General features: G+C 61.7%; 20 protein-coding genes. 12 read left to right on the top strand and 8 right to left on the bottom strand.

Features of this window, described 5'->3' with window-relative positions; all coding sequences use genetic code 11:
* Window positions 1-65 precede the first annotated feature (65 nt).
* The 3 genes from CO666_RS00555 to CO666_RS00545 all read right to left on the bottom strand — a co-directional run bounded on the left by CO666_RS00555 (window position 66) and on the right by CO666_RS00545 (window position 8585).
* Window positions 66-6167 (bottom strand): translocation/assembly module TamB domain-containing protein, encoded by a 6102-nt coding sequence (locus CO666_RS00555; protein WP_097610547.1) that lies wholly within the window; start codon window positions 6165-6167, stop codon window positions 66-68.
* Window positions 6168-6230: 63 nt separating this feature from the next.
* Window positions 6231-8159, bottom strand: a complete 1929-nt coding sequence (locus tag CO666_RS00550; RefSeq protein WP_179869589.1) for an autotransporter assembly complex protein TamA — start codon at window positions 8157-8159, stop codon at window positions 6231-6233.
* A gap of 168 nt (window positions 8160-8327) precedes the next feature.
* Window positions 8328-8585 carry a YMGG-like glycine zipper-containing protein gene (locus CO666_RS00545; RefSeq protein ID WP_003567150.1) on the bottom strand — a complete coding sequence of 86 codons (258 nt, stop codon included), beginning with the start codon at window positions 8583-8585 and terminating at the stop codon, window positions 8328-8330.
* A 326-nt stretch (window positions 8586-8911) separates the two neighbouring features.
* Here CO666_RS00545 and hemA point away from each other — a divergent pair, with 326 nt between their 5' ends.
* The 7 genes from hemA (at window position 8912) to CO666_RS00510 (ending at window position 17673) form a co-directional block, all read left to right on the top strand.
* Window positions 8912-10126 carry a 5-aminolevulinate synthase gene (gene hemA / locus CO666_RS00540; RefSeq protein ID WP_097610545.1) on the top strand — a complete coding sequence of 405 codons (1215 nt, stop codon included), beginning with the start codon at window positions 8912-8914 and terminating at the stop codon, window positions 10124-10126.
* Between the two features lie 366 nt (window positions 10127-10492).
* The gene (locus CO666_RS00535) at window positions 10493-11470 is read left to right on the top strand and encodes a LacI family DNA-binding transcriptional regulator (RefSeq protein WP_097610544.1); all 978 of its coding nucleotides are present in this window, start codon (window positions 10493-10495) and stop codon (window positions 11468-11470) included.
* A 54-nt stretch (window positions 11471-11524) separates the two neighbouring features.
* Entirely contained in the window at window positions 11525-12763 is a 1239-nt protein-coding gene (locus tag CO666_RS00530) for an ABC transporter substrate-binding protein (RefSeq protein ID WP_097610237.1), read from the top strand.
* Window positions 12764-12835: 72 nt separating this feature from the next.
* Window positions 12836-13774: a carbohydrate ABC transporter permease gene (locus tag CO666_RS00525; protein ID WP_097610236.1), complete on the top strand. Its 939-nt coding sequence runs from the start codon at window positions 12836-12838 to the stop codon at window positions 13772-13774.
* A complete protein-coding gene (locus tag CO666_RS00520) occupies window positions 13771-14634 on the top strand; it encodes a carbohydrate ABC transporter permease (protein WP_097610235.1) in 864 nt (287 codons plus the stop codon). The genes CO666_RS00525 and CO666_RS00520 overlap by 4 nt, the downstream gene beginning before the upstream one ends.
* A 19-nt stretch (window positions 14635-14653) precedes the next feature.
* Entirely contained in the window at window positions 14654-16576 is a 1923-nt protein-coding gene (locus CO666_RS00515; protein WP_097610234.1) for a glycoside hydrolase family 127 protein, read from the top strand.
* Between the two features lie 23 nt (window positions 16577-16599).
* Window positions 16600-17673, top strand: coding sequence for an ABC transporter ATP-binding protein (locus CO666_RS00510; protein ID WP_179869588.1), 1074 nt, complete (start codon window positions 16600-16602; stop codon window positions 17671-17673).
* 62 nt (window positions 17674-17735) lie between these two features.
* Here CO666_RS00510 and dxr read toward each other — a convergent pair whose 3' ends face one another.
* On the bottom strand, window positions 17736-18926 hold the full coding sequence (gene dxr, locus CO666_RS00505) for a 1-deoxy-D-xylulose-5-phosphate reductoisomerase (RefSeq protein WP_097610232.1): 1191 nt from the start codon (window positions 18924-18926) through the stop codon (window positions 17736-17738).
* Window positions 18927-19293: 367 nt separating this feature from the next.
* Here dxr and CO666_RS00500 point away from each other — a divergent pair, with 367 nt between their 5' ends.
* Together CO666_RS00500 and CO666_RS00495 are read left to right on the top strand one after the other, a co-directional pair.
* A complete protein-coding gene (locus CO666_RS00500; RefSeq protein ID WP_097610231.1) occupies window positions 19294-19944 on the top strand; it encodes a hypothetical protein in 651 nt (216 codons plus the stop codon).
* Between the two features lie 74 nt (window positions 19945-20018).
* Window positions 20019-20309 carry a BON domain-containing protein gene (locus tag CO666_RS00495; protein WP_097610543.1) on the top strand — a complete coding sequence of 97 codons (291 nt, stop codon included), beginning with the start codon at window positions 20019-20021 and terminating at the stop codon, window positions 20307-20309.
* Between the two features lie 54 nt (window positions 20310-20363).
* On the opposite strand, the gene CO666_RS33975 is transcribed toward CO666_RS00495, so the two are convergent.
* On the bottom strand, window positions 20364-20516 hold the full coding sequence (locus CO666_RS33975; RefSeq protein WP_164517697.1) for a hypothetical protein: 153 nt from the start codon (window positions 20514-20516) through the stop codon (window positions 20364-20366).
* A gap of 105 nt (window positions 20517-20621) precedes the next feature.
* The gene (locus tag CO666_RS00490; protein ID WP_097610230.1) at window positions 20622-20882 is read right to left on the bottom strand and encodes a hypothetical protein; all 261 of its coding nucleotides are present in this window, start codon (window positions 20880-20882) and stop codon (window positions 20622-20624) included.
* A gap of 147 nt (window positions 20883-21029) precedes the next feature.
* Here CO666_RS00490 and CO666_RS00485 point away from each other — a divergent pair, with 147 nt between their 5' ends.
* From CO666_RS00485 to CO666_RS00470, 3 genes are all read left to right on the top strand, one after another.
* Window positions 21030-21554, top strand: coding sequence for a DUF2937 family protein (locus CO666_RS00485; RefSeq protein ID WP_097610229.1), 525 nt, complete (start codon window positions 21030-21032; stop codon window positions 21552-21554).
* 510 nt (window positions 21555-22064) lie between these two features.
* The gene (locus CO666_RS00480) at window positions 22065-22259 is read left to right on the top strand and encodes a hypothetical protein (RefSeq protein WP_179869587.1); all 195 of its coding nucleotides are present in this window, start codon (window positions 22065-22067) and stop codon (window positions 22257-22259) included.
* 500 nt (window positions 22260-22759) lie between these two features.
* The gene (locus CO666_RS00470; RefSeq protein ID WP_097610226.1) at window positions 22760-23725 is read left to right on the top strand and encodes a sensor histidine kinase; all 966 of its coding nucleotides are present in this window, start codon (window positions 22760-22762) and stop codon (window positions 23723-23725) included.
* A gap of 242 nt (window positions 23726-23967) precedes the next feature.
* Here CO666_RS00470 and CO666_RS00465 read toward each other — a convergent pair whose 3' ends face one another.
* The gene (locus CO666_RS00465; RefSeq protein WP_097610225.1) at window positions 23968-24234 is read right to left on the bottom strand and encodes a DUF982 domain-containing protein; all 267 of its coding nucleotides are present in this window, start codon (window positions 24232-24234) and stop codon (window positions 23968-23970) included.
* Between the two features lie 328 nt (window positions 24235-24562).
* A complete protein-coding gene (locus CO666_RS00460; protein WP_097610224.1) occupies window positions 24563-25078 on the bottom strand; it encodes a helix-turn-helix domain-containing protein in 516 nt (171 codons plus the stop codon).
* Window positions 25079-25256: the final 178 nt, after the last annotated feature.

The raw sequence follows: 25256 nt of genomic DNA, 5'->3' as shown, positions 1-25256 counted from the left end.
GGGTGAGGGGCGCCTTGGCAAATTTGCAATCTTAGCGTGCCTCTCCTGAATTACGCTAAGCCGGCTCAATATTCCCGTTCATAAACGACGCCTGCTTCCCCTTCGCCATTGCCCCCTGCCGCGCCGCGCAGTTTGACGCCGCGGCCGACGTCGAGGTTGATGATCGCCTTGGCGCCGGCTGCGCCGCCCTGCTGCAGTTCGAAATAGGTGCGGTCGTTGAGATAGCGGCCGACGCTGACGCTCGTCTGGCCCTTGGAATCGGTGCTGATGTCGAGATCGTCGACGCCGAGCTGGTTGCGCAGACCTTCGAAAAGCGAGGTGGAGCGGTTGCCGGCCAGCTGACTGACGGCGTCGGCGAGCTGGGCGATCTGCACCGGCGAGAGCTTCGACATCGACTGGCCGAAGATCAGCTGCGCCAGCACCTCATCCTGCGGCAGCTGCGGCGAGGAGGAGAAGGTGATCGCCGGGTCGGTGGCGAGACCTGCGACATCGACGGTCAGCGTCGTCGAGCCGGAGGCGGAGGTCGCTTCCATATCGAGCGCCGGCGTCAGGTCGCCGGCAAAGGTGATCCGGCTCTTGTCGGTGAAATCCATACGGCGGTTGAGAATGGTCAGGCGCCCGCGGCGCATGGTGAAACCGCCGGTCACGACGGGTGCAGCCGCCGTTCCGCGGATCGTCACACTGCCGCCGAGCTCGGCATCGATGCCGCGGCCGCGCACGAAGATATGCGAGGGCGCGTCGATTTCGAGATCGAGCGTGATCGTCGAGGATTTCTCGCCGGGTTTCCGCTCGCCGTCTTCTCTGAGCTGCGCAAGCACCGCCCGCGGTGCATTCTTGTGCCGGATATCGATTTCACGGAGCGAGGTCGGCAATTTTTCCGGAACGGTGATCGAGGTCTTGTCCAGCCGAAGCTTGCCGTTCAGCGTCGCGCTCATGATCGGCCCGCGCAGACCCAGGGTTCCGCTGACGGTGGAGACGACAAGGGTGCCGTCGACATAGACCGCCTTGTCGAGCTTGATCGAAATATCGGCGGGAAAGCCGCCGGCCGGCTGGATGCCGACGGTGCCGCTCGCCGAGATCGTGCCGCCGCCGCCGAGATTGCCGCTGAGGCGCGATATCACGGCCTGGTTGCCGTTGAAGGTCACTGCCGCCGTCAGATTGTTGACGGCAAGATTGCGCCGGACGTCGACGAGCTTGGCGCCATTGGTTGCAACGGTGCCGTTGATGACGGGTGCAGCGGCCGTTCCGCCGACCTGCAGATTGACGGTGGCGACGCCGTCGGCGACGAGGCCCTGTGCGGCAAGCGGCGCGCCGAGCACGGCGAAGGGAAGATTGCCGTTGAAGCGCATGTCGATGGCGCGATTGCCTGTGATCACAACGCTGCCGCCGCCCTTCAGCGACATGCCGGCGTCGCCGGCAAGGCTGGTGTCGATGGTCAGTCTGTCGCCGACAAGCTTGCCTGAGGCGCCGATGGTGAATGACGAAAGGCCGGCGCCTTTCGTCTGGCTCGTCGCCGCGTTCTTCCAGTCGACCTTGAAGTCGACGGACGGCGCCGATAGCGCGCCGGTGGCCTTTGCGGTCGCCGAAACCGCGCCCTCGGCGCCAAGGCCGGGCACGAAGCCATTGGCGAGGCCGACCGGGACGTTGGTGGCGTTCGCCGTGACGTCGACCGAGCGGATCGAGGTGCCGGCGATCGAAAGATTGCCCGCGGCTTTCAGCGCAATGCCGCCGCCACCGCTGAGATCGGCATCGAAATCGAGCCTGTCGCCGGCGTATTTTCCGGTCGCCGCCAGTACCAGCCGGGAAAGGCCGGCAGCCTTCGTGTGGCTGGTCGCGGCATCTTTCCAGGCGAGCTTGAAATCGACGATCGGATTGGCCGGCGTTCCCGACGTCACGGCGTTTGCCGAGAGCGTGCCTTCGGCACCGAGACCGGGAACGAAGGCATTGGCGATATTGGCCGGCAGCGCCGGGATATCGGCATTGATCGAAAGGTCGCGGATTGCCGTTCCCGCGATGGTGACGCCGCCGGTCGCCTTGGCCAGCACGCCATCCTTGCCGGCGAGATTGGCGTCGAAATCGACCCGGTCATTGGCGAACTTGCCGGATGCTGCCGCACTCAGGCCCGACAGGCCGCTGCTCCTGGTCTGGGCGGTGGCGGCATTCTTCCAGTCGAGCTTGAATTCGACGGCGGGCTTTGGAAGCGCGCCGGACGCGGATGCCGTTCCCGAGACGGTGCCCTCTGCCGCAAGGCCGGAGACGAAGCCGTTGGCGAGGCCGGCGGGCAGGTTGGCAAGATCGGCCTTGAGGTCAAGGGTTTTAACCGCGGTGCCCGATATCGCAAGGTTGCCGGCCGCCTTCAGCGACAGGCCGTCCTTGCCGCTGAGATTGCCATCGAAATCGAGCCGGTTGTCGGCAAAGCGGCCGGATGCAGCAAGCGCGAGGCCTGAGAGATGGGCGCTTCTGGTCTGGCTGGTCGCCGCATCCGTCCAATCGAGCTTGAAGTCGGCTTTCGGTGCGGCGGGTGTGCCTGCGGCCGACACCGTGCCTGATATCGTGCCGCCGGCCGCGAGATCCGGAACGAAAGCGTTTGCGAGCGCGGCCGGAAGCTTGACGATCTCGGCATCGACCTTGAGGTTTTCGACCGTGGTGCCGGCCAGCGCGACATTGCCCGTGGCCTTCAGTGAGAGGTCTTTATCGCCGCTGGCTGCCGCATTGAAATCAAGCTTGTTTTCAGCAAATTTTCCCGATGCGGCGACGCCGAGTCCTGCAAGGCCTGCACGTTTCGTATGGCTCGTCGCAGCGTCTTTCCAAGTGAGATCGAAATCCGCGCTGGGGGCGGAAAGGGACCCGTTGGCCGAGATCTTTCCTGAGATCGCGCCTTCGGCGGCGAGATCGGCGACGAAGCTGTTTGCGATGCTTGCGGGAACATTTGTCAGCGCGGCGTCGACCGTGACGTTGCCGATCGTCGTGCCTGTTATGGCGACATTGCCGTTTGCCTTCAGCGACAGGCTGTCGGCGCCTGATATCGCCGTATCGAAATCGAGCTTGTTGTCGGCGAATTTTCCGGATGCTTTCAGGCCGAGATCCGCAAGGCCGGCCCGTTTCGTCTGGCTTGTGGCTGCCTTCTTCCAATCGAGATCGAAATCGGCAGTGGGCGCGGCAAGAGAGCCGGAGGCCGCTATTTTTCCTGTAATCGTGCCCTCGGCGGCGAGATCGGCAACGAAACCATTGGCGATGCGGGCGGGCAGGCTGAGGATATCGGCGTCGACATCCAGGACCGGGTTCTTCGGATCGGCGAGAGCGACATTGCCGGCGGCCTTCAGAGACAGGCCGTCGTCATTGCCGATCGTCGTGTCGAAATCGAGCCTGTTGTCGGCGAATTTGCCGCCGGCGGCGATGCTGAGCGGCGCCAGCCCGGCGCCCTTGGTCTGCCCGGTCGTCGCATCCTTCCAGTCGAGCTTGAAATCGGCGACGGGTGCCGCCGGCGTGCCGGTCACCGCGATCGTTCCGGAGATCGTGCCGCCGGCTGAAAGGGTCGGCACGAAACCATTGGCAAGGGCTGCCGGCAATTCGTGGATGTCGGCATTCAGCTTCAGCGTCTCGCCGGCGGAGCCGGTGACGCTCACCGAGCCGGTGCCTGTTTTCAGCGTCAGTCCGTTCAGATTGGCGGTGCCGCCGCCGATCGTGACCTCAGTCGGTGCGGCAAGTTCGACCGGGATGTTGCGGGGGCTGGCCGAGAAGCGATCAAGATTGACCGCGATCGTGCCGCCTGGCGCCTGGATATTGCCGGCGGCCAGCACCGGATTGCCGTCATAGGCGGCGTTAAGGTCGAAATCGGCCTGGTTCTGCTGTTTGGTGAAACCGAGCGAAAGACCGGCGAGCCTGTTCGCGCCGGCATTCAGTTCCTCGGCCTTAACAGTGCCGTTTGCCGCAAGCGCGCTGAGATCGCTGATCGTGACGTCGATATCGGGTTTGACGATCGCAAGCGTATCGCGGCGGATCGAGCCGCCTGATGCCAGCAGCTTCAACGCAATCTTGCCGCTGTTGCTCTCGATGCCGAGCGACCCCTTGAGATCGCCTTCAGCCTTCTGTCCGCCGAGTGCGGCGAGCAGGCCGATATTGGGGAAGTCGAATGTCAGTGCGCCTGTCGGCTCAAGGGTGGGTGAAAATTCCAGATTGCCGGTCAAGCGGTTGCCGCCGATATCGGCGGTCAGCGCCGGAATGCTGGTCTTGCCGTCCTCAGAGCGGATGTCGCCGTTGATGCCGATCGGCTGGCCGTCGATCGTGCCGGTGGCGGCGATCTTGCCCTGCGGCGCCTTGGGGTCGGCGACACCCGACAGGTCGATGTTGAGGTTGGCAAGCACGCGGTCGGCCATCTCAAGGCTGGCGGCCTTGAGATTGGCCGACACCGAGATTGCCGGAAGTTCGCCTCCGCCTCTCAACGCATAGCCTACCGAACCGCGGGCGCCAGCGACGAGTTTGCCGATGTCAGGCAGCCGACCGGAGAGGTCGGCATTCAACGTCGAGCCCTCAAGCGCGACGTTGCCGGCGGCTTCCAGCGTGCCGGATTTCAGGACGAGGTTGGACAGCGCGAACTTCGACGGGATGGTACCGACCACTTGGCTTTCGAGCGAGATCAGCCCGTCGAACTTGCCCGCCACCGCAGCCGGCAACGCTGCCGGTGCGATGGCGAGCTTGACGTTGCCGGTCAGCGTTTGATCGGCCGGCCTATAGGAGCCGTTGAGGCTGCCATTGATATTGGTGCTTTCGACGGTGGTGCCGTTGAAGCCGATGCCGGCGGGCGAGATCTGCAGCGGCGCGGCGATCGTCACGGGGCCTTGGACCGCGCGGTTGAGGTTCGGCTCGGCAAAACTCGCGTCGCCGGCTGCCAGACGCAGCTGAACGCTGCCGGAACGGGCGGCGAGATTGAAGGCGTCGCTCTTTGCCGTCAGCTTGACGTTGCCGATATCGGCCTGTGGAAGGGTTGCGCTGTCGAGCGAACCGCCGACGCTCAGTCGGGCCGTCTGGGCGTCGCCTGTCAGGGCTAGGTTGAGACCTGAAATCAGGAAGCGCGCATCGCCTTCGGCAAGCGGCCAGCGGAAATCGACCGGGCCGGATGTGCCGAGCAGATTGGCGTTCAGGCTATTGTTGCCGGCCGGATCGAGCGTGCCCGATGCGGCGATGACGAGGCTGCCGGTGGCGATATTGCCGGTCTGGATGTCGATCTTGCCGCGATTGTCGAAGGTGGTGGCGAGATCGATATTGGTCTGGCCGGCGAAAAGCGGCCGGAATGCCGATGGAAGCAGCGAACTGAGATCGCCGCCGCCCTTGAGGTCGAGGTGATGCAGTCCGTCTGCCGTGATCTGATGCCGGGCCTCGATCGCGGCGCGCGGCTGGCCGTCGAGGGCGGCCTGCACTTTGCCTTTCCAATCGGATATCGGCCCCTGGCCGTCGAGATCGATGTTGACGGCGGGATCGTCCGGCAGGCCGAGCAAGCCGGCGACCAGCCCGCCCTTCGGCTCGGAAAGCTGCGCCTTCAGCCGCAGCCGGTTTTCGGCCGGCGCATAAGCGATGTCGGCGGCAAGCCGCGCATCCGGAACTGCGTGACGGCTGACGTTGACGACGGCCTCGCCGCCATCGCCGTTCGCCGACAGGCTACCCTCGGCAGCGAGCGCGAAGGCGCGCCCGGCAAAGGGTTCGGCAAGCTTGATATCGGGCAGCGCGATGCGATCGATATCGAGCTTGATCGGAAGGCTGAAGCCGCCGGAATTTTCTGCTCCGGGCCGCGAGGGCAGGGTGCGCACCGGCTTGCGCAGCACATCGATCGCTTCGATCTCGAAGCGTTTGGCATGGAAGGTTCCGGTCAGCAGCGCCAGCGGGTTCCAGTCGATCGCGATGCCGTGAACTTCCGCAAACACGCCCCTGGTATCGGAGACGGTGATCTCGGCGGCGCGCAGCCCACCGGTCAGAAGACCTTCCGGTTCACGCACCGTGATCGTCATGTCGCGGTTGGACAGCGTCGAGGCTATCTTTTCGGTGACGATGCGGGCGCCGAAGGCGGTGAAGCCGAAGATCGCAAGGGCTACGACCGTAAGAATCAAAGCGGCGCCGGCGACATAGCCGGTGAGCCGTATGACCCAGGTGACGATTTTTGCCAGCATTTGCATCGGCGCGGACACTACCCCGTTTTCATGGCGGTCACAGATCGAAAAACGCGGTTAACGGCAATTCTAGAAGGATTGACCGATGCCCGCATAGATTCCGTAATCTGTGCCACCTTCGTACTTGTTCAGCGGCATGGCAAAATCAAGCCGCAGCGGACCGAAAGGCGTCGCATATCGTATTCCCGCACCGGCGCCGGCGCGGATATCGGAAAAACCCGGAAAGGTGCTGTCGGAGACGGTGCCGACATCGATGAAGGGCACGATGCCGATCGTATCGGTGATCTTGATGCGGGCCTCCAGCGAACCGGTCACATAGGAGCGACCGCCTGTGGGGTCGCCATTGTCGTTATAGGGCGAGATTTCCTGATAGCTGTATCCGCGCACCGAGCCGCCGCCGCCGGCAAAGAAGCGCTGCGTGGCGGGAATGTTCTCGATGCCGCCGCCGCCGATCAGGACGCCGGCGGCAACCTTGCCGGCCAGCACCAAGCCGTCTTCCTGGCCAAACGGCAGATAGCCCGAAATCGAGCCCTCGAACGCCGCATAGGGCGTGGCGTTGAAGATCTCATAGCCGGGCTTGACCGAGAATGTCGCGCGGTAGCCTTCCGTCGGGTTGAACTTGTCGTCGCGCGCGTCGCGGTCATATTGAAGCGGCAGGGTGAAGGTCAGATAGTCGTTGGTGCCGAAGGCGTCGTCGTCGCGTTCCCAGCTGAGCTCGCCACTTGCCGAGACCGTGTCCCGGTCGGTCAGTTCGTAGGAAAGTCCGAGCGAGGCGGTGACGAGCGTCGCATTATAGGCGTCCGGATTTTCGGTCTTGGCAACGATGCCGGCCTTCAGGGTGGCGGCCGGGAAGAAGGCGCCGGGCTTGGTGAAAAGGATGCCGGCGGAATAGTCGAGGCTGCCGATATCGGTGGTTTCGCCAAGGCGCGAAACCGAGCCCTCGATCCGCAGCGTTTCGGCTTCGCCGAACAGGTTGCGGTGGCCCCAATAGCCCTGCACGCCGAAGCCGTCGGTGGTGGAATATTGCGCGCCGACACCAAAATAGCGCTGCTTGCCTTCGGACACCTCGATCGTCATCGGCAGGGTGCCGTCAGGCGCCAGCGCATCGCCTTCGTGAATAGTGACGCTCGAAAAGACGCCGAGGGCGCGAAGCCGCTCGCCGGCTTTCTTCAGCGCTTCCGGGGAATAGGCTTCGCCCTTGTTCAGCCGGGAATAACGCTGGATGAAAGCCGGCTTGACGGTTTTTTCGCCGGAAACGCCGACATCGCCGATCGGAGCGATGGGACCGCCCTCGGCGGCAAGGACGATATCGACGGTGTCGCTTTTGTGATCGGCGACGACCTTGCGTTCGGTCAGCTTGGCGAAGGGCCGGCCCTCGCTCTTCAATTGTTCGACGATCTTGTCGCCGGCCTTGATGATGGCAAGCGAGCCGGCCTCAGCGCCGGGGGCAAGATCATAGTCGGCGGGATTGTGGTTTGCGGCGTCGCCGCCGAACTGGACTTCCCTGACCTTGAAGACCGGGCCGGGCGCAATGTCGACGGTGACGGGGACCGGCCCGGACCGGTCGAAAGTCGGATTGGGCGGCAGGTCGTCGATATTCTTGCCGTCGACGGTGATCGTCACCACGCCGCCATAACGGGCCTTTTCATAGAGGGTGGCGATCAGCCGTTCGCGGTCGTCGCGCGCCTTGACGACGATGCCGAGATCGCCGGACACCGGCTGCTTCTGGTCACTGACGAGACGCGAACTGTTTTCCAGCGCTTCTTTGAGGTCGGGATCGGCGGTATCGGCTTTGAGGTCGACATGGTAGCGCACCGGATCGGGCACCTGTTGACCTTCGTCCTCTTCCTTGCCGAAGATGGTAATGCCGAAAAGCTTGAAGGCGTAAGCATCGCCGATCAGGACCGGTGAGAACGCAGCTGCCGCTGCGACCACCATCATGGTGCCTGTTCGCCGATACGCAATACCTGTTTTCGGGCTTTTCCCTCTGATCCGCATCCGCCGCTTTTGGTTATGCCTACAATGAAGCTTCGTTGCCCAGCCGTGAACAGCTTAGCGGCAAAATCGCGCGGGGTGTACCATTTTAAATTGCCAACGCGCTAATTTAGCACAAAAAATCCCGGATGTGTGTCCGGGATTTCCTGAATTTTTCGGTCTGCGGGCGTCTCAGCGCGGGCAGGCATCGATGTAGCGGCGGCCATAGCGGTCGCGATAGTAGCACTGGCCGGGCTGTTCGGCGACGCTGCCGATCAGGGCGCCGGAGACGCCGCCGATAGCGGCGCCGACCGCTGCGCCACGAACATCGCCGGTGACGACGCCGCCGATGACCGCACCGGATGCGGCGCCGATGCCGGCCCCCTGCTGAGTCGGGGTGCAGCTTGCGATCGACAGGCCGATCAATGCGAGTATGACAGCTTTTTTCATCTTTTTCTCCTGGGTTGTCGCCCAATGGGCATAGGCCGTCCCTATTGTTTTTTTGGCACGCTAGCTCGAAAACTATGTCGGAAGAAAGGGTTGTCCACCATTGTTCTGATTTTTTTGCAGCAGGAGCCGTGTCGGCGACCGCGTCAGCGCGGCGAATTGCCGTCGCGTTTACCGCATCGATCTCATCAATCGCAGCTGCTATATTTTTTATCTGGAATCATTCAAAAAACTGGGCCTTTTGCCGCAGTTGATGGTAAAGCAAAGCGTAAGCATTGACGCGCGGACGTCCGGTCGGCAAGAACGGCCGCGCGATACTGGAGCATATGATGGATTTCGAAGCATTTTTCAAAAACGAACTGGACGGGCTTCATGCCGAGGGCCGTTACCGCGTTTTTGCCGATCTCGAACGTCACCGCGGCAATTTTCCCCGCGCGACGCGTCACACCGCCGATGGCGCAAAGGAAGTCACGGTCTGGTGCTCCAACGACTATCTCGGCATGGGCCAGAACCCGAAGGTGATCGAGGCGATGAAGGCCGCCATCGACCACTGTGGCGCGGGTGCGGGAGGCACCCGGAATATTTCTGGCACCAACCACTACCACGTCATGCTCGAACGTGAGCTTGCCGATCTGCACGGCAAGGAATCAGCGCTGATCTTCACCTCGGGCTATGTCTCCAACTGGGCCGCACTCGGCACGCTCGGCGCCAAAATTCCCGGCCTGATCATCTTCTCCGACGCGCTCAACCATGCCTCGATGATCGAGGGCATCCGTTATGCCAAGTGCGACAAGGTGATCTGGAAGCATAACGACGTCGCCGATCTCGAAGCCAAGCTCAAAGCCGCCGATCCGAAGGCGCCGAAGCTGATCGCTTTCGAAAGCGTCTATTCGATGGACGGCGATATCGCCCCGATCAAGGAGATCTGCGATCTTGCCGACAAATACGGGGCGATGACCTATCTCGATGAAGTCCACGGCGTCGGCATGTACGGCCCGCGCGGCGGCGGCATTGCCGAGCGCGAGGGGCTGATGGACCGGCTGACGGTGATCGAGGGCACGCTCGGCAAGGCCTTCGGCGTCATGGGCGGTTATATCGCCGCGTCGGCAGCACTTTGCGATTTCATCCGTTCGTTTGCCTCCGGCTTCATCTTCACCACCGCGCTGCCGCCGGCGCTTGCCGCCGGTGCGGTCGCCTCGATTCAGCACCTGAAGGTCAGCCAGTTCGAGCGCGCCCGCCATCAGGACCGGGTGCGCAAGCTCAGATCGCTGCTCGACCAGAACGGCATTCCGCATATGCCCAATCCGAGCCACATCGTGCCGGTGCTGGTCGGCGATGCGGCCAAGTGCAAGTGGATCTCCGACCTGCTGCTCGACAATTGCGGCGTCTATGTCCAGCCGATCAACTATCCCACCGTGCCGAAGAAGACCGAGCGGCTGCGCATCACGCCGACACCGCTGCATTCCGACGCCGATATCGCCCATCTGGTCGAGGCGCTGCATTCGCTCTGGTCACGCTGTGCGCTCGCAAGGCACGTCGCCTGATCTTTCGATGATCGCCTGGGTTCAAACCGCGAATCAGGATCTCCGCCGGAGGTTCTGATCGCGCTCGCTTCTGCGTGTGCAGGATCCCGCCCAAATCTCCCATCGCCCCGGAAGCGCATCCGGCGCTGTGACCCGCTGTGCCGATCTCGGCGCCCGGGCTATCTCGCGATCAGCCGCGGCCGATGCGGCCCGGTCTTCCCTGCGCGCCTTCTGTCCTGCGTCCGCCTCTGTTCATTTTTCGAATTGCATGAGAAAACCTTTTCTCACTTGACGGTGAGGCTGGTAAAAGCTTTTCTCAAGCCACTTCAGAAGGAGGACGTTCTGAACATATCGGGAGGAAAAAGAGGCAGGATCACCATCCATGAGGTGGCGTCGGCTGCCGGGGTGAGCATTTCGACGGCGTCGAAGGCGCTCAACGACACCGGCCGGATGGGAGCGGAAACCCGCGAACGGGTGAAGCGGATCGCCGGGGAAATCGGATATCGGCCGAATGCGCTGGCGAGAGGGCTTCTCAGCAAACGCAGCTTCACCATCGGGCTGCTGACCAACGACACTTACGGCCGTTTCACGCTGCCTGTGATGGCGGGTATTTCGGACGCCCTCGTCGATCACGGGGTCTCGGTTTTCCTGTGTGCCATCGAAGACGATCCGGCGCTCGCCCAGATCCATGTCGATGCGATGCTGGACAAGCAGGTCGACGGCATCATCGCGACGGGAAAGCGCCTGGACAGGCGTCTGCCTGTCGATCTGTCGAATTTGCATGTGCCTGTCGTCTACGCCTTCACGGAGGGGACGCAGAACAGCGTTACCTTCCGTTCGGACGACGAACAGGGTGCGCGACTGGCGGTGGAATGGCTCGTCAAGGCCGGGCGGCGGCGGATCGCCCATATCACCGGGCCGGAGGAGTTCTTCTCGGTGCGCGAACGGGCCGGCGCCTATCACGTGGTCGCAGGCCATCGCGAGCCGGTGCTTTACGGCGTCTGGTCGGAAAGCTGGGGTCATGAGGCGGTCGACCAGCTTTGGAAGCGGCCGGGAGAAAAACCGGACGCGCTCTTCTGCGGCAACGACCAGATCGCCCGGGGTGCCTCGGATGCGCTGCGCGAGCGCGGCGTCAAGGTGCCGCGCGATGTTTCGGTGATCGGCTTCGACAATTGGGAGATTGTCGCAGCCCAGACGCGGCCGCCGCTGACGACGGTGGATATGGAGTTGAAGGAGCTCGGGCGGCAGGCCGGATTGACGGTGCTGGCGCTTGCGGAAGGACGGCCTGTCGAACCGGGTGTCCGGAAATTGCCCTGCCGGCTGATCGTCCGGCAGTCATGCGGGGGTAAAGCCCCGAAGGATTGAGACTAAGGGAATGAGCAAAGGCGCAGGGAGATGCGCCATATCGGGAGGAGTGTCATGATCAAGCGTCTATTGGCGGCGACCAGCATCGCCACCTTGTGCCTGTTTTCGGCCGCGTCAGCCGCCGAGAATGTCGAAATGTGGGTTCGCACGGGGATCGGCGACTCCTTCAAGAAGGTGGTCGAATCCTATAATTCCAGCCACGACACCAAGGTCGTGGTGACCGAGGTGCCGTTCTCCGAGCTGGTGCAGAAATATGCGACGGCGATCGCCGGCGGGCAGGCGCCCGACGCGCTCTCGATGGACCTCATTTACAACCCCGCCTTTGCCGCGGCCGGCCAGCTGGAAGACCTGACCGACTGGGCAAAATCGCTGCCCTATTTCAATTCGCTGTCGCCGTCGCATGTCCGTCTCGGCACCTATCAGGACAAGATTTACGGCCTGCCGCTCTCGGTGGAAACATCGGTCTTCGCCTGGAACAAGGATCTCTACAAGAAGGCCGGTCTCGACCCGGAAAAGGCGCCGGCCAATTGGGACGAAATCACCGCCAATGCCGAGAAGATCCGGGCGCTCGGTGACGATACTTACGGTTTCTATTTCTCCGGCGGCGGCTGCGGCGGCTGCATGATCTTCACCTTCACGCCGCTCACCTGGGGTGCCGGCGCCGATATCCTGTCGGCCGACAGCAAGAAAGCGACGCTCGATACGCCTCAGATGCGCAAGGCCGTCGACATCTACCGCAATATGGTCAAGAAGGACCTCGTGCCGGCGGGTGCTGCCAGCGACAACGGCGCCAACTTCCTGACCTTCACCAACGGCAAGATCGGCCAGCAAAGTCTCGGCGCCTTTGCGATCGGCACGCTGGTGACCCAGCATCCCGACATCAACTTCGGCGTCACCCTCATTCCCGGCGTCGACGGCAAGCCGTCGTCCTTTGCCGGCGGCGACAACTTCGTCATCACCAAGGGCACCAAGAAGATCGACGCGGTGAAGGAGTTCCTCGAATATATCTATTCGATGGACGGCCAGAAGATCATGGCGAAATACGGCAGCCTGCCGACCCGTGGTGATATCGCCGACAAGGTGCTGGAGGGTCTCGATCCGCGCATGCAGGTCGGCCTCAAGGCGATCAGTGTCGCCAAGACGCCCTATACGCTGCAGTTCAACGATCTGATCAACAGCGCCAACGGCCCCTGGGCAAGTTTCACCAATGCGGCGATCTTCGGCGACGATGTCGACGGCGCGTTTTCGAGCGCCCAGTCGGAAATGCAATCGATCATCGATAGCGGCCAATAACTCTCCCTCGGCCGCGGCCGGGGAGCGGTGGCAGCTTCCCGGCCAATTCACTCGACAGGTTTGGAGCGTTTGATGACCGGTTCCGGTTCAGAGACCCTATTGCCTCGGCAAGAGACCCTGTTGCCTCGGCGCAGGCGACGGCGCCAATCGAACTGGCGCGGCCTTGCCTATATCGCGCCGGCCATGGCGCTGGTCATCGTCTTCTTCATCATGCCGGTTGTCTTTACCGGATGGATGAGCCTGCACAACTGGCCGCTGATGGGGGCGTCGCGCTGGATCGGCTTCAACAATTATTACCGCATGGTCAACGACACGCGTTTCATGACGGCGCTGAATTTCACCGCCTATTATACCGTGATCGTCACCATCGCGATCTTCGCCGTCGCCTTTCCGCTGGCCATTTTCGTCGAGAAGGAACGGCAGTTCGTCAGCGCCTATCGCACCATCATCTTCCTGCCCGTGGTCGTCGGGCTTGCCACCGCCTCGCTGCTCTGGGTCTGGCTTGCCAATGTCGATAGCGGCTTCATCGGCCCGGCCTTGAAAGCGCTCGGTCTTCTGGAAAAGAGCCCCAATCTGCTGGCGACCTTCGACACCGCCTTCCTGACGGTCGTGGTGATGGTCGTCTGGAAGATCGCCGGCTTCACCATGATCATTCTGTTGACCGGGCTGCAGGCCATTCCGTCGGAGCTGACGGAGGCGGCCCGCATCGACGGCGCCGGCCGCTGGCAGCGTTTCCGGCACCTGACGCTGCCGCTGATGCGCAAGACGATTGCGCTGGCGCTGATCGTCTCGGTCACCGGCTCGATCCTCGCCTTCGACCAGTTCTACATCATGACGGCGGGCGGACCGCAGAACAAGATGATCTCGGTGGTCTACTACATCTTCAACCAGTCCTTCGTGTCGTTCAATCTCGGTTATGGCGCCGCACTGTCGATCGTGCTTCTCGCCATCCTGATGGCCATCAGCATCGTGCAGCTCTGGCTGCTGCGGGTCGGGGAGGAGCGTCCATGACGACCTCAAAGGAGCGCCGCGCCCGCAAGGCGATCCGGGTGAAATCGGCCTATCATCTCACCGGCATCGCCATCTCGATCTTCTTTCTCGCACCCTTCGCGATCACGCTGCTCGCCTCCTTCCGGCCGGGCGCCGAGGCCAGCCTGCCGCCGCTGCCGCCATGGCCGAGCTCGGGCGTCAGCTTCGATGCCTATGCGCTGCTCGATACGTTCGGCGCCGGCATCTGGCGGCACATGATCAATTCGCTGTTCGTTTCGGTCGCCACCGTGGTGCTGACCGTCGCCGTCAGCCTGCTCGCCGGCTATGGCTTCTCGCGGTATCGCTTCCCGATGAAGAATGCGCTCTTCGTGCTGATCATCGCCACACTGATGATCCCGTTCCAGTCGATCCTGACGCCGCTCTTCATCATCCTGGCAAAACTCGGCCTCAACAATTCGCTGCTCGGGCTGACGCTCGTCTATGTGACGCTGCAGCTGCCCTTCTCCGTTTTCATGATGCGCAACGCCTTCGATGCCGTGCCGAAGGAGATCGAGGAGGCCGCGCGCATCGACGGCGCACGGGATCTCAGACTGCTGGCGCGCGTCCTCCTGCCGCTGGTGCTTCCCGGCGTCGCGACGGTGGCGATCTTCGCCTTCCTCAATGCCTGGAACGAGTTTCTGGCCGCCCTCGTGCTGCTCTCCAGCAACGAGAAATACACTTTGCCGGTGCTGATGACGGCGGTTCGCGCCGGGCGGCTCGGCGCCATCAACTGGGGAGCGGTGCAGGCCGGCGTCGTCGTCATGACGATCCCCTGCCTGATCGTCTTCCTGCTGCTGCAACGTTACTACATGCGCGGGTTGATGGCCGGCGCGGTGAAATGAACGAGAGAAGGTAGAGCCCATGACCAAATCAAGCAACGACCGCCAGTTTCGTCCCGTCGCCGTTCCCGATGTCGAGCTCGGCGGCTTCTGGGGCAAATGGCAGGACGCCGTCTGCAATTCCACCGCCGAAACCCTGCTCGACCGCTGCGTCGAGGCCGGCATGCTGAAGGCGATCGACGTCAACCAGCCGAGCCCGGGCGTCGTCATTCCCATCCAGCCCTGGGGCGGCACGACGCAGATGTTTTGGGATTCCGACCTCGGCAAATCGATCGAGACCATCGCCTATTCGCTCTATCGCCGGCCGAACCCGAAGCTGGAGGCGCGCGCCGACGAAATCATCGACATGTATGAGAGGCTGCAGGACAAGGACGGCTATCTGAACGCCTGGTTCCAGCGCGTCGAGCCAAGCCGTCGCTGGACCAATCTGCGCGACCACCACGAACTCTATTGCGCCGGCCATCTGATGGAGGCCGCGGTCGCCTATTACCAGGCGACCGGCAAGCGCAAGCTGCTCGACATCATGTGCCGCTTTGCCGATTACATGATCAAGATCTTCGGCCATGGCGAGGGACAAATCCCCGGTTATTGCGGCCATGAGGAAGTCGAGCTGGCGCTGGTCAAGCTCGCCCGGGTAACCGGCGAGACGAAATATCTCGAGCTGTCGAAATTCTTCATCGACGAGCGCGGCACCGAGCCGCACTTCTTCACGGCGGAAGCCGCGCGCGACGGTCGCAGTGCTGCCGACTTCCATCAGAAGACCTATGAATATGGCCAGGCGCACCAGCCGGTGCGCGAGCAGACGAAGGTGGTCGGCCACGCGGTGCGGGCCATGTATCTCTATTCCGGCATGGCCGACATCGCCACCGAATATAAGGACGACAGCCTGACGGCGGCGCTGGAAACCCTCTGGGACGACCTGACCACCAAGCAGATGTACATCACCGGCGGCATCGGCCCGGCCGCCTCCAATGAAGGCTTTACCGATTATTACGACCTGCCCAATGATACGGCCTATGCGGAAACCTGCGCCTCCGTCGGCCTGGTCTTCTGGGCAAGCCGCATGCTCGGGCGCGGGCCGGACCGGCGCTACGCCGACATCATGGAACAGGCGCTTTATAATGGCGCGCTGCCCGGCCTTTCCACCGACGGCAAGACCTTCTTCTACGACAATCCGCTCGAAAGTGCCGGCAAGCACCACCGCTGGAAATGGCATCACTGCCCCTGCTGCCCACCGAATATCGCCCGGCTGGTAACCTCGATCGGCTCCTATATGTATGCGGTTGCCGATGACGAAATCGCCGTGCATCTCTATGGCGAGAGCACCACCCGGCTGAAGCTTGCCAATGGCGCTGCAGTCGAACTCCAGCAGGCGACCAATTATCCCTGGGACGGTGCGGTCGCCTTCACCACCCGGCTGGAGAAGCCGGCAAAATTCGCCCTGTCGCTGCGCATTCCCGATTGGGCCGAGGGCGCCACCCTCAGCGTCAACGGAGAAAAGCTCGATCTCGGCGCCGCTATCCGTGACGGCTATGCCAGGATCGAGCGCCAATGGGCCGATGGCGATCGTGTCGACCTTTTCCTGCCGCTTTCGCTTCGCCCGCAATATGCCAATCCGAAGGTGCGCCAGGATGCCGGCCGCGTCGCCTTGATGCGCGGCCCGCTGGTTTATTGCGTCGAGACAACGGACAATGGCGACGATCTCAATGCCATCGTCCTGCCGCGCGAACTGCCGGCCGCCGAAACCGTGGTGCTGAAGGATCTCAACGATGCCGTCGCCCTCGATCTCAAGGTCGAGCGCGAGGAGACGTCGAACTGGGGCGCGCCGCTTTATCGCAAGGCGCCGGCCGAAAGGCAGGTCGCCACGGCGCGTTTCGTGCCCTATCATCTCTGGGATAACCGTGCGCCCGGAGAGATGCTCGTCTGGGTCCAGTCGGACAAGTAGGTCGTTTGGGGATGACGAACGGTATGGCTAACAAGAGCGTCGTGCTCCAGGACGTGCGAAAAAGCTATGGCAATCTGCAGGTGGTCCACGGCATCGACCTGACGATCGAGGAAGGTGAATTCGTCGTCTTCGTCGGCCCGTCCGGCTGCGGAAAATCGACGCTTCTTCGGATGATCGCCGGCCTGGAAGACGTCACCGACGGCGAGGTCGAGATCAAGGGACGAATGGTCACCGATCTCGATCCGTCCGAGCGCGGCATCGCCATGGTCTTTCAGTCCTATGCGCTCTATCCGCATATGAGCGTGCGCGACAACCTGGCCTTCGGGCTGAAGATGGCGCGCACCCATGCCGCCGAGATCGAGACGCGGGTGAAGGCCGCCTCCGCCATCCTGAAGATCGACCATCTTCTCGACCGGCGGCCGGGCCAGCTTTCCGGCGGCCAACGTCAGCGAGTGGCGATCGGCCGGGCGATCGTGCGCAAGCCCGACGTTTTCCTGTTCGACGAACCGCTGTCCAATCTCGATGCCGAACTGCGCGTGTCGATGCGCATCGAGATCGCCCGCCTGCACCGCGAGCTCGGCAATACGATGATCTATGTCACCCACGACCAGACGGAGGCGATGACGCTCGCCGACAAGATCGTCGTGCTGCGCGACGGCCGGGTCGAACAGGCCGGAACGCCGCGGCAGATCTACGAGGACCCCGCCAATACTTTCGTGGCGGGTTTCATCGGTTCGCCGAGGATGAACCTTCTGAATGCCCGCTGGAGTGACGCAGGGCTGGTGGAGGTCGCCGGCCGGCGCATCGACAGCGGCCTGCCGCCGGCAGACAGGCCTGTCGGCGCCGCAGTCACGCTCGGTCTGCGGCCGGAACATCTGAAGGTGGCATCCGAGTCGTCGGGCAGCCTGTCGGCCAGGGTCGATTTTTCGGAATATCTCGGGGGAACGCAATATCTCTATTGCCAGCTTGCCGATGGCCAGTCGCTCACCGTCGAGCACCGTTCGCCGGTCGGCATTGCGGCCGGCGAAGAGGTCGGCCTGCTGTTCGAACCGGCCGATTGCCGATTGTTCGATGAGGGTGGCAATCGGCTGCGCTAGAGCATGTCGCGCAAAAGTGTGCAGCGGCTTTGCGGCAACGACATGCGTAAAATCTACAGCCTTCAGCCGGCGATCGCCAGCTTCATCAGATCAGCCGCCCTTTGCCGCGCCTGCCTGTCGGCGGCAAAGACATCGTCCATGGTGGTGGCCGGCGGCAGGCCGGCCAGATCGTCCATGACCCGCTCGGTGATCTCGGCCATGGCGAGGAAGGGCAGCCGCCCTTCGATGAAGGCTTCGAGCGCCACTTCCTTGGCGCCGTTCAACACCGCGCCCTGAACACCGCCGCGCGTCATCGCAAGGCGCGCCAGCCTGAGCGCCGGAAAGCGCAGCTCGTCCGGCGCCTCGAAATCCAGCCGGGCGAGCCTGGCGAAATCCAGCCGTTCGATCGGCAGGTTCGGCCGGCGCGGAAAGGACAGCGCATAACCGATCGCCGTGCGCATGTCGGGCGCGCCGAGCTGGGCCAGCACCGAGCCGTCGGTATAGCCGACCATCGAATGGATGATCGATTGCGGATGGATGATGACCTCGATCTGTTCGGGCGTCAGGCCGAACAGATGCCGGGCTTCGATCATCTCCAGCGCCTTGTTGAACATCGAGGCGCTGTCGATCGAGATCTTCAATCCCATCGACCAGTTGGGGTGGGCGCGCGCGGTTTCCACCGTCACGTCAGCCATCTCCTTGAGCGAGGCGGTGCGGAAGGGGCCGCCCGATGCCGTCAGGACGACGCGCTCGATGGCGTGGCGCTGGTTTTCCTCCAGCACCTGGAAGATCGCATTGTGCTCGCTGTCGACCGGAAGCAGCCTGCCGCCGCCCTGGTGGATTGCCTTGATGAAGAGATCGCCGGCCGAGACCAGGCATTCCTTATTGGCAAGGGCGATATCGGCGCCGCGGCGTGCCGCCGCAAGCGTCGGCGCCAGACCCGCGGTGCCGACGATCGCCGCCATCACCCAGTCGGCCTCGCGGTCGGCCGCTTCCATCAGGCCGGATTTTCCCGAGGCAACCGCGATGCCGCTGCCGGAAAGTTCGCTCTTCAGCGATTCGTAATGCCGGTCGTTTGCCGTCACCGCCAGCCGCGCGCCGGATGATTTCGCCTGCCGGGCCAGCAATTCGACATTGCCGTTGCCCGTCAGCACGGAAATTTCGAACTTCTCCCGTCCGCCCAGGTGATCGACGACATTGAGTGTATTCTGGCCGATCGAACCCGTCGAACCGAAGATGCTGAGGCGCCGCGGCGCGCTTTTGCCGGTCATCATGTGGAATTTCGCGAAAATTTCTCTCGTAGGCTCAGGCTCTACTAGGCTTTGGAGGGGGCGGCAAGTGTGCGGTGCAGCAGATTTCCGCCGTCGAGGGGTTTACATCAGGGCGGCTGGAGGCGATCCTTACAGCATTGCTCGAGGAAACGGGATTCCCGCAGCCAGCCACACCGGCATGAGCAATTCGGGGCGCTGCGGCGTCCACAAAGGCACTTGGTGCCGCCGGCCTTCCGGCCAACATGAAATCGAAGATGAAACCGGGATGAGCGGCTTGGCCGTAATCTCTATCGCGGCTTTGCCGTGATTCCATCGCGTTCGCTAGGAGCGCCGCTGCAGCCCGTGTCAGGTCAAAACACGTTCTTATGTCATGACGATATTCAAAACCGCATGCATGCTTTTCGCCATCCTGCCGTCGCTCGCTGCTGTTGCAAGGGCCGATGATCTGCTGATCTGGTCGCCGGCAAAACTCTCCGACCGGTCTTACAAGGCGACGATGGGTTTTCGCCTGCCGGCGGAATGGGAAACCAGCGCCGGCGCCGATATCGCGCTCGCCTCGACCAAAGGCGGTGCCTTGCTGCCCGATTCCGGCCAGGCCATGCTCTGGGGCCGGATCGTGAAGACGAGCGTCACGCCGGCGGGCCAGTCGCAGCGGGGCGCGAAAGTCAGTGTCGATACGCTGCGCGGCAGCGGCGCGCTGACGCTGAGCCGCTCGCGCAGCTGGATCCTGTCCGATTCGCTCGACATGCAATCGAGCCGGTCCATCAGTGTGCAGTTTGACGCGATCGATACCAGGCAGGCCTCGGTGACGGCGTCGCAGGCGCTGAAACTGATCCATCCGTGGACGGGAACCTCGCTTTCGGCCGGCACCGGTATCAGCAATGCCGCCGGTGATTTCTCGACGACGGTGGCTGTCGGCCAGACCATCCTGCCGAACCTCAACCTCGATGCCTCGGTCAGCAATCCGTTTTCACCAAGCGAGGCCGGCAGCGTCAATCTGCGCTATCGTCTGCAGTGGTAGCGGTGCTGAAACCAAATTCCGCTGCCAAGCGTTCTTCCTGAGATTTGATGATGAGGTTCAAGGAGCAACGGATCATGGTTTTCAAAGAGCAGACATTTCATGGGCTCGAGCCTGAAATGGAGGTCGAAGTCGCCAATCGCGCACAGGTCGAGGCAGCCGTTGCCAATGCGCTGGCGATTGCCGGCGGCATTGATGCGTCCGATGTCGAGGTGACGATGGAGAATGACCAGGTGGTGCTGAGCGGTACGGTCGGCACGGTCGGCGAGATCGAGAGGGCGAGCGCAGTCGCAAAAGCCGTCGAGGGCGTGCAGTCGGTGCACAATCGCATCCTGCTCGGCGGATCCTTGGCTGAGGGCTCGCCGTGATCATTATCGGAATAGTCCGGCGCCGATAGACGGCGCCCAGTGGATCACCCGGGATCAACCGGCGAAGCGCTCGACCAGGAAGGACGAACCGGCGAGGCGATCCGTCTTCTGCATGGCGCCCGAGCCCTGCGGGTGATAGGCGATGGCAAGCAGCATGGCGCTGACGGCGACATAGGCGGCAGCCAAAAGAGTCATTTTGATACGCATGATGGTCACTCCCTTCGCTTATAACGCGGACGATGAGGCGAAGTTCCGCATCACCGGATCAAATGAAAAACCCGGCTGATCAGCCGGGTTTGCTGCATGGATTGCCTATCGGCAGATTCGGGTTTCCTTGACGACCGTATGGCCATGACGACGGATCTTTTCCGTCTTGGTGAAGCAATCACGCGAGACGCGATGCGACATCCCATAGTAGCGGTGATACGGACGGTGGCGGTAATAGGGGCGCTCGGAATCGCCGTAATAGGGACGCGCATTGTCCGTGGTAATGGTAACGCTCGCCGCCTCTGACGGCATTGCGGAAAAGACCGACGCCGCAGCGAGCGTATAGGCGAGGATGAACTGTTTCATGATAAGCCTCTCTTTCTGAGTTGGTTCTGGGGGATCAACTCGCCGGAAGCGCTGTCGGTTCAATCACATAGAGTTACCGATTGTGTCGAGGAAGAAACCTTTGCCGCCGCGGATCGTTAGGGCTGGGGAGAGCCGGAGGCACCGTTCATGGGATCGATTGCAAGGATCATCGCCATCGTCGCCGGGCTTGCCGGCGGCACGGTTTTTTCACAGGCGCCGGAATTTGCCCAGCAATACCGCCAGCGGATCGGGGGAGCGGTCGACGAATTGCGCGTCATCGTCGAAGATTTCAACGCCCAGGCGGCCGACCATCATCTCGATCGCCAGCAGGCGCTCAGCGCCTATGCCCAATCCTCCGACGATTTCCTGCGCGACCGCGGCGTCTCGATGCAGACCACGATCACGCGTTATGAAACGCTGCTGTCGCAGCAAATGAAACTCGGCACCGCCGCCCCTGTCGCCAAGCCCTTCGTGCTGCTGCGGGAGCCGGACGATGTCGTGTTTGCCAATACCTGGCGAGACTTTGTGCCGGGCGTGCCGGTCAGCTTTGCGGGTCTTGTCTGGGGCGCGATCGGTTTTATCGGTGGCTGGGTCGTGGCGGCGTTGCTGGGATTTGGGGTGCGGCGGGTTGTGAGGGAGCGAGGAGCCTATCGTCAAGTGCCGCGAGCTTGATAGGGAACAACGCCGTTCGGCGTCCAATGGACGTTGACGACCTGGAACAACTCCAGGCGATCATCATCGATGCATGCATGCATGCATGCATGTGATGAAGATTTCTCCAGACCATCAGGGCTTTGTCGGGCGGGTCGTCGACCGCGCTCGGACAATGCGTGCGGACGAACGTACATCATTTTTTACTTCGCACCTGCGGTAATTATCATACGATTCAAAACGCTAAATAATAACAAAAATCAGTTGCTTACTCGAAATTTCTCGACTACGTTTTTTACAGAAGAGTTTTGAAACTCCGGCCCTTGCCGGCGATACTCGGCGGGGTCGTTTTACTCGCTTTGAGGGAGGATGATGCGTTGTTTGTCCGACTTCGTTTCTTCGCAATGGTGCAGCGAGTGCGTGATATCGTCTCGATCCGATACCGACCTGCGACGGGAATCTGACGCGTCGTAAACCCTTTCTTCCACTTTTCTAAGATGGTGCTCCCGTGTGGCGCGCCCGAGGTTTGTTATGCAAAAGCAAGCTGTCGTATTCAATGGTCAGGAGGTCGGGATCGCGGTCCCTGTCGAAAACCGCCTCAAATTCATCGCTGTCCGCTTCAATGTCATCGACCTAGACAACAGGCTCTTCGACACGGTCACCGAAATCCGGCGCGCCATTACAGAGCATCTCGCGTCCAGCGATCGTGCGATCATCTCGCACTGAATGGCAGGAAATATTCTTCAACGTCACGGCACAACTGGGGCTCACTTATGAAACCCTGCAAAGCTGCCGCGTTTCAACTTGTGGGGAAATGAGGAATGTTGATCACGAGCGTCCAAGAAACCGAATGGGCCGTACTCTCGATGTCCGTTCAATCTTGGTTTAGGCACTACAGGGCCAAACCGGACGACAAGACATCGGAAATAATTTGCAGCGCTGCAATCGACCTTTTCAATCGCGGCCATCGTACCCAGGAGGAACTCACCAGTATATTAATCGCACGGTTTCCCCTGATCGCGCCAGCGCCCGCAGCCCTCCATTAATCGATCCGCCGCACTGAGAACATCTCGAACCCCAACGCACTCGAAATTCGAGACGAGGCCAGTGTGTGGCGTCCGCCCCTGAAGAACATGGGAAGGCTGGGATGGGTATGTCATGAGTCCCTTCGAGGCCTTCCACCCAATACGGAACCTTGGCCCCGTGAAGAGAGTTTCCATGTGGCCATGGAAAATCTCCTCCTTGCGGTGTTATCCAGAACGCAAACTTCGACGCTGGTGCGATACTCGGTCACCGTTGGCATTGTGGCTTCGGCGGCGCTTCTGCGAGCCGCACTCGACGAATCTCTGCAGAACTATCAGTTGCTTCTGTTCGTGCCCGCCGTCTTCCTTGCCGCTTTGTTTTTCGACCGAGGCTCCGGTTATCTCGCCACAGTTTTGAGCGCCGTGATCGCCACGTGGATTTTCATTGTTCCCAAGTGGAGCATGGCTGTTGGGGCTGATCAATGGCTCCCGGTCTTCCTCTTCGTCGTGATCGGTTTCGGAATTACAGCGGTTACCGAGAGCCTCAGGCGCGCCGTCACAAATCTGGCGCGGTCTGAGAAGGCGAGGGCCGTCCAGTTGGAAGAACTCGGCCACCGTACCAAGAACGATCTGGCCGCTGTGGCCTCACTTCTACGCCTTCAGGCGCGTGCCATCGAACAGGGGCCGGCCCGGGTCGCCCTCGACGATGCAGTTTCGCGGCTGAACGTTATCGCGCACGTGCACCGCCATCTTCAGGAGAGCCACGATGACGGCGCGGCGGTCGACATCGCCAACTATCTGGAAGAGCTGACCCAAGGGCTGGCCGATCTGCTGCGCGGCGCGAGGCCAATCGCCCTCAGGGTTAGGAGCCCGCACCTACTCATTCCCTCTAACAAGGCCTCGTCCATCGGTCTGATTGTCAACGAATTGGTGACGAACGCCTTCAAGTACGCCTTTCCGAACGACGATGGTGGGAGCGTAGAGATCGCGCTGACCTCGGAAGGAGCGGACATCCTCCTCACCGTGGCGGACAACGGGGCAGGGTGCCCGCCCGACCTCGACGACGGGATCGGATCGAAACTCGTCAAGCTGATGGCGGCGCAGTTCGATGGCGAGGTGATCAGGTATCCCACGGAGAAGGGGTGTCATGTCGAGGTCAGGCTGAGGTAGCCCGACCAGAAATCCAAGGCTTTGTTCGATTGTATCGAATTTGGTTGTCGGGGCAGGGATTCGAACCCCGCGTCACAGCTCGAAGGCTGGAAGCAACCTCGGATACCCGAGGGATGGGGAGAGCGCCGCGCTCCATTACGCTTACGCCCGACTGAACCATTAACTCGTGGTCCTTGCAGTTGTTCCAGATAGGCGGCCAACCATTGGCCGCCGAGCTTTCCCGGGCTACGTCGTACTCGTTGTCATCGCTGAACGACGGTCAGGGCGGCGATACCGGCCTCATCGGCCGCGCGAAGGAACGCGTCCCAAAATTGCTGCTGAGTGATCTCACCGCTGATTGCATCGACGCAAGCCTTCACCGCGGTGACATATTCTTCGCCGTCGTCGGAGGGCCATTCCTTGAGCAGCATATATGCCGCATCGCGGAGAGTGCGGACGACCCTGTGAGCTGGCTGGCCGCGCAGAGCCAGCCCGACGGGCGTGTATGCAGACGTTGCGTCCCAATCCATAGTCGTCGACCTCAGGGCAGGGATCGCAATCCCCGAAGTATAATACGCGTGTATTCCAAATTCGTAATTGACGATTGGTTACCTGGAGTGACCGGGTGTGAATGTATGCCGCTGGAAAGGAGGCGACGCTGAACGAGTGGAGCGGTTCGGTAGGTTTGTCCCAGAAGAGATGGATCGTAATTGATTTTGTGGGTTTTTTACCACCGTTTAATTTGATCGGTCCCTGATGTTTTAATAGGTCTGTCCCTGAAATCGCCACCAGAATTAGGGCAGTAAAAAAGGCCCCGAAACCGGAGCCTTTGAAACCTTGGATGATGATGCAGGAGGCTTATGCCGCCAATCGGTCGAAGGTGAACTTATCGAGATCGCTCCGCCGATAAAATCGTCCTGTCCGGCCTCCGGGATCGAAACTCGGCTCGATGCCGAGCAGTTCCATCCTTCGTGCGATGATGTCGGCCCGAGTCCCATAGATCGAAGCGATCCCGGCGATCGAGATATGAAGACGCTGGAATTCCTCAAGCGCCTCGGGCTCGATGAAGAACTGCCTTTTGCGCGTCGACGGATGGAGTCTCGAGATGGACGGAAGGAGGCCGCTCCTGACGAGTGGATAGACCTTAACCTGCGTCGTCTTCAATACGGCCGCCGCGTCCCTGATGGTTAGTAGCTTGATACCGATCTTCTGCTTTACAACACGACGTCGCATTTCCTGGGCCTCCTTCAGATTCACAAAGAGATTAGGAAACGTCAAATCGTCGCCAGCCCGTACAATTCCTTCAAGCTGATCCTGCAGAACCGCCTCAACGAGTTCGCGTAGCTGGCAATTACATCTGTGGGCGAGCTTCACGATTGAAAGGTAGCCATCGAGAACGACCCTCGTCTGAGCCCGTTTAAACAGGCGCCTTTACGGGGCAGGGTGCCCGCCCGACGTTGGCGACGAGGTAGGATCGGAACTCGTCCGGATCGCGCCAGCAGAAAATGATTGCCAAGCCCGTTCGTGTATAATATACGCATATTATACACGA

This window comes from Rhizobium chutanense, from assembly GCF_002531935.1.
In the GTDB taxonomy this organism is placed as follows: Bacteria; Pseudomonadota; Alphaproteobacteria; order Rhizobiales; family Rhizobiaceae; genus Rhizobium; species Rhizobium chutanense.
Note: the sequence above shows the minus strand (reverse complement) of the source record. Positions and strands in the feature narration are given on the sequence as shown.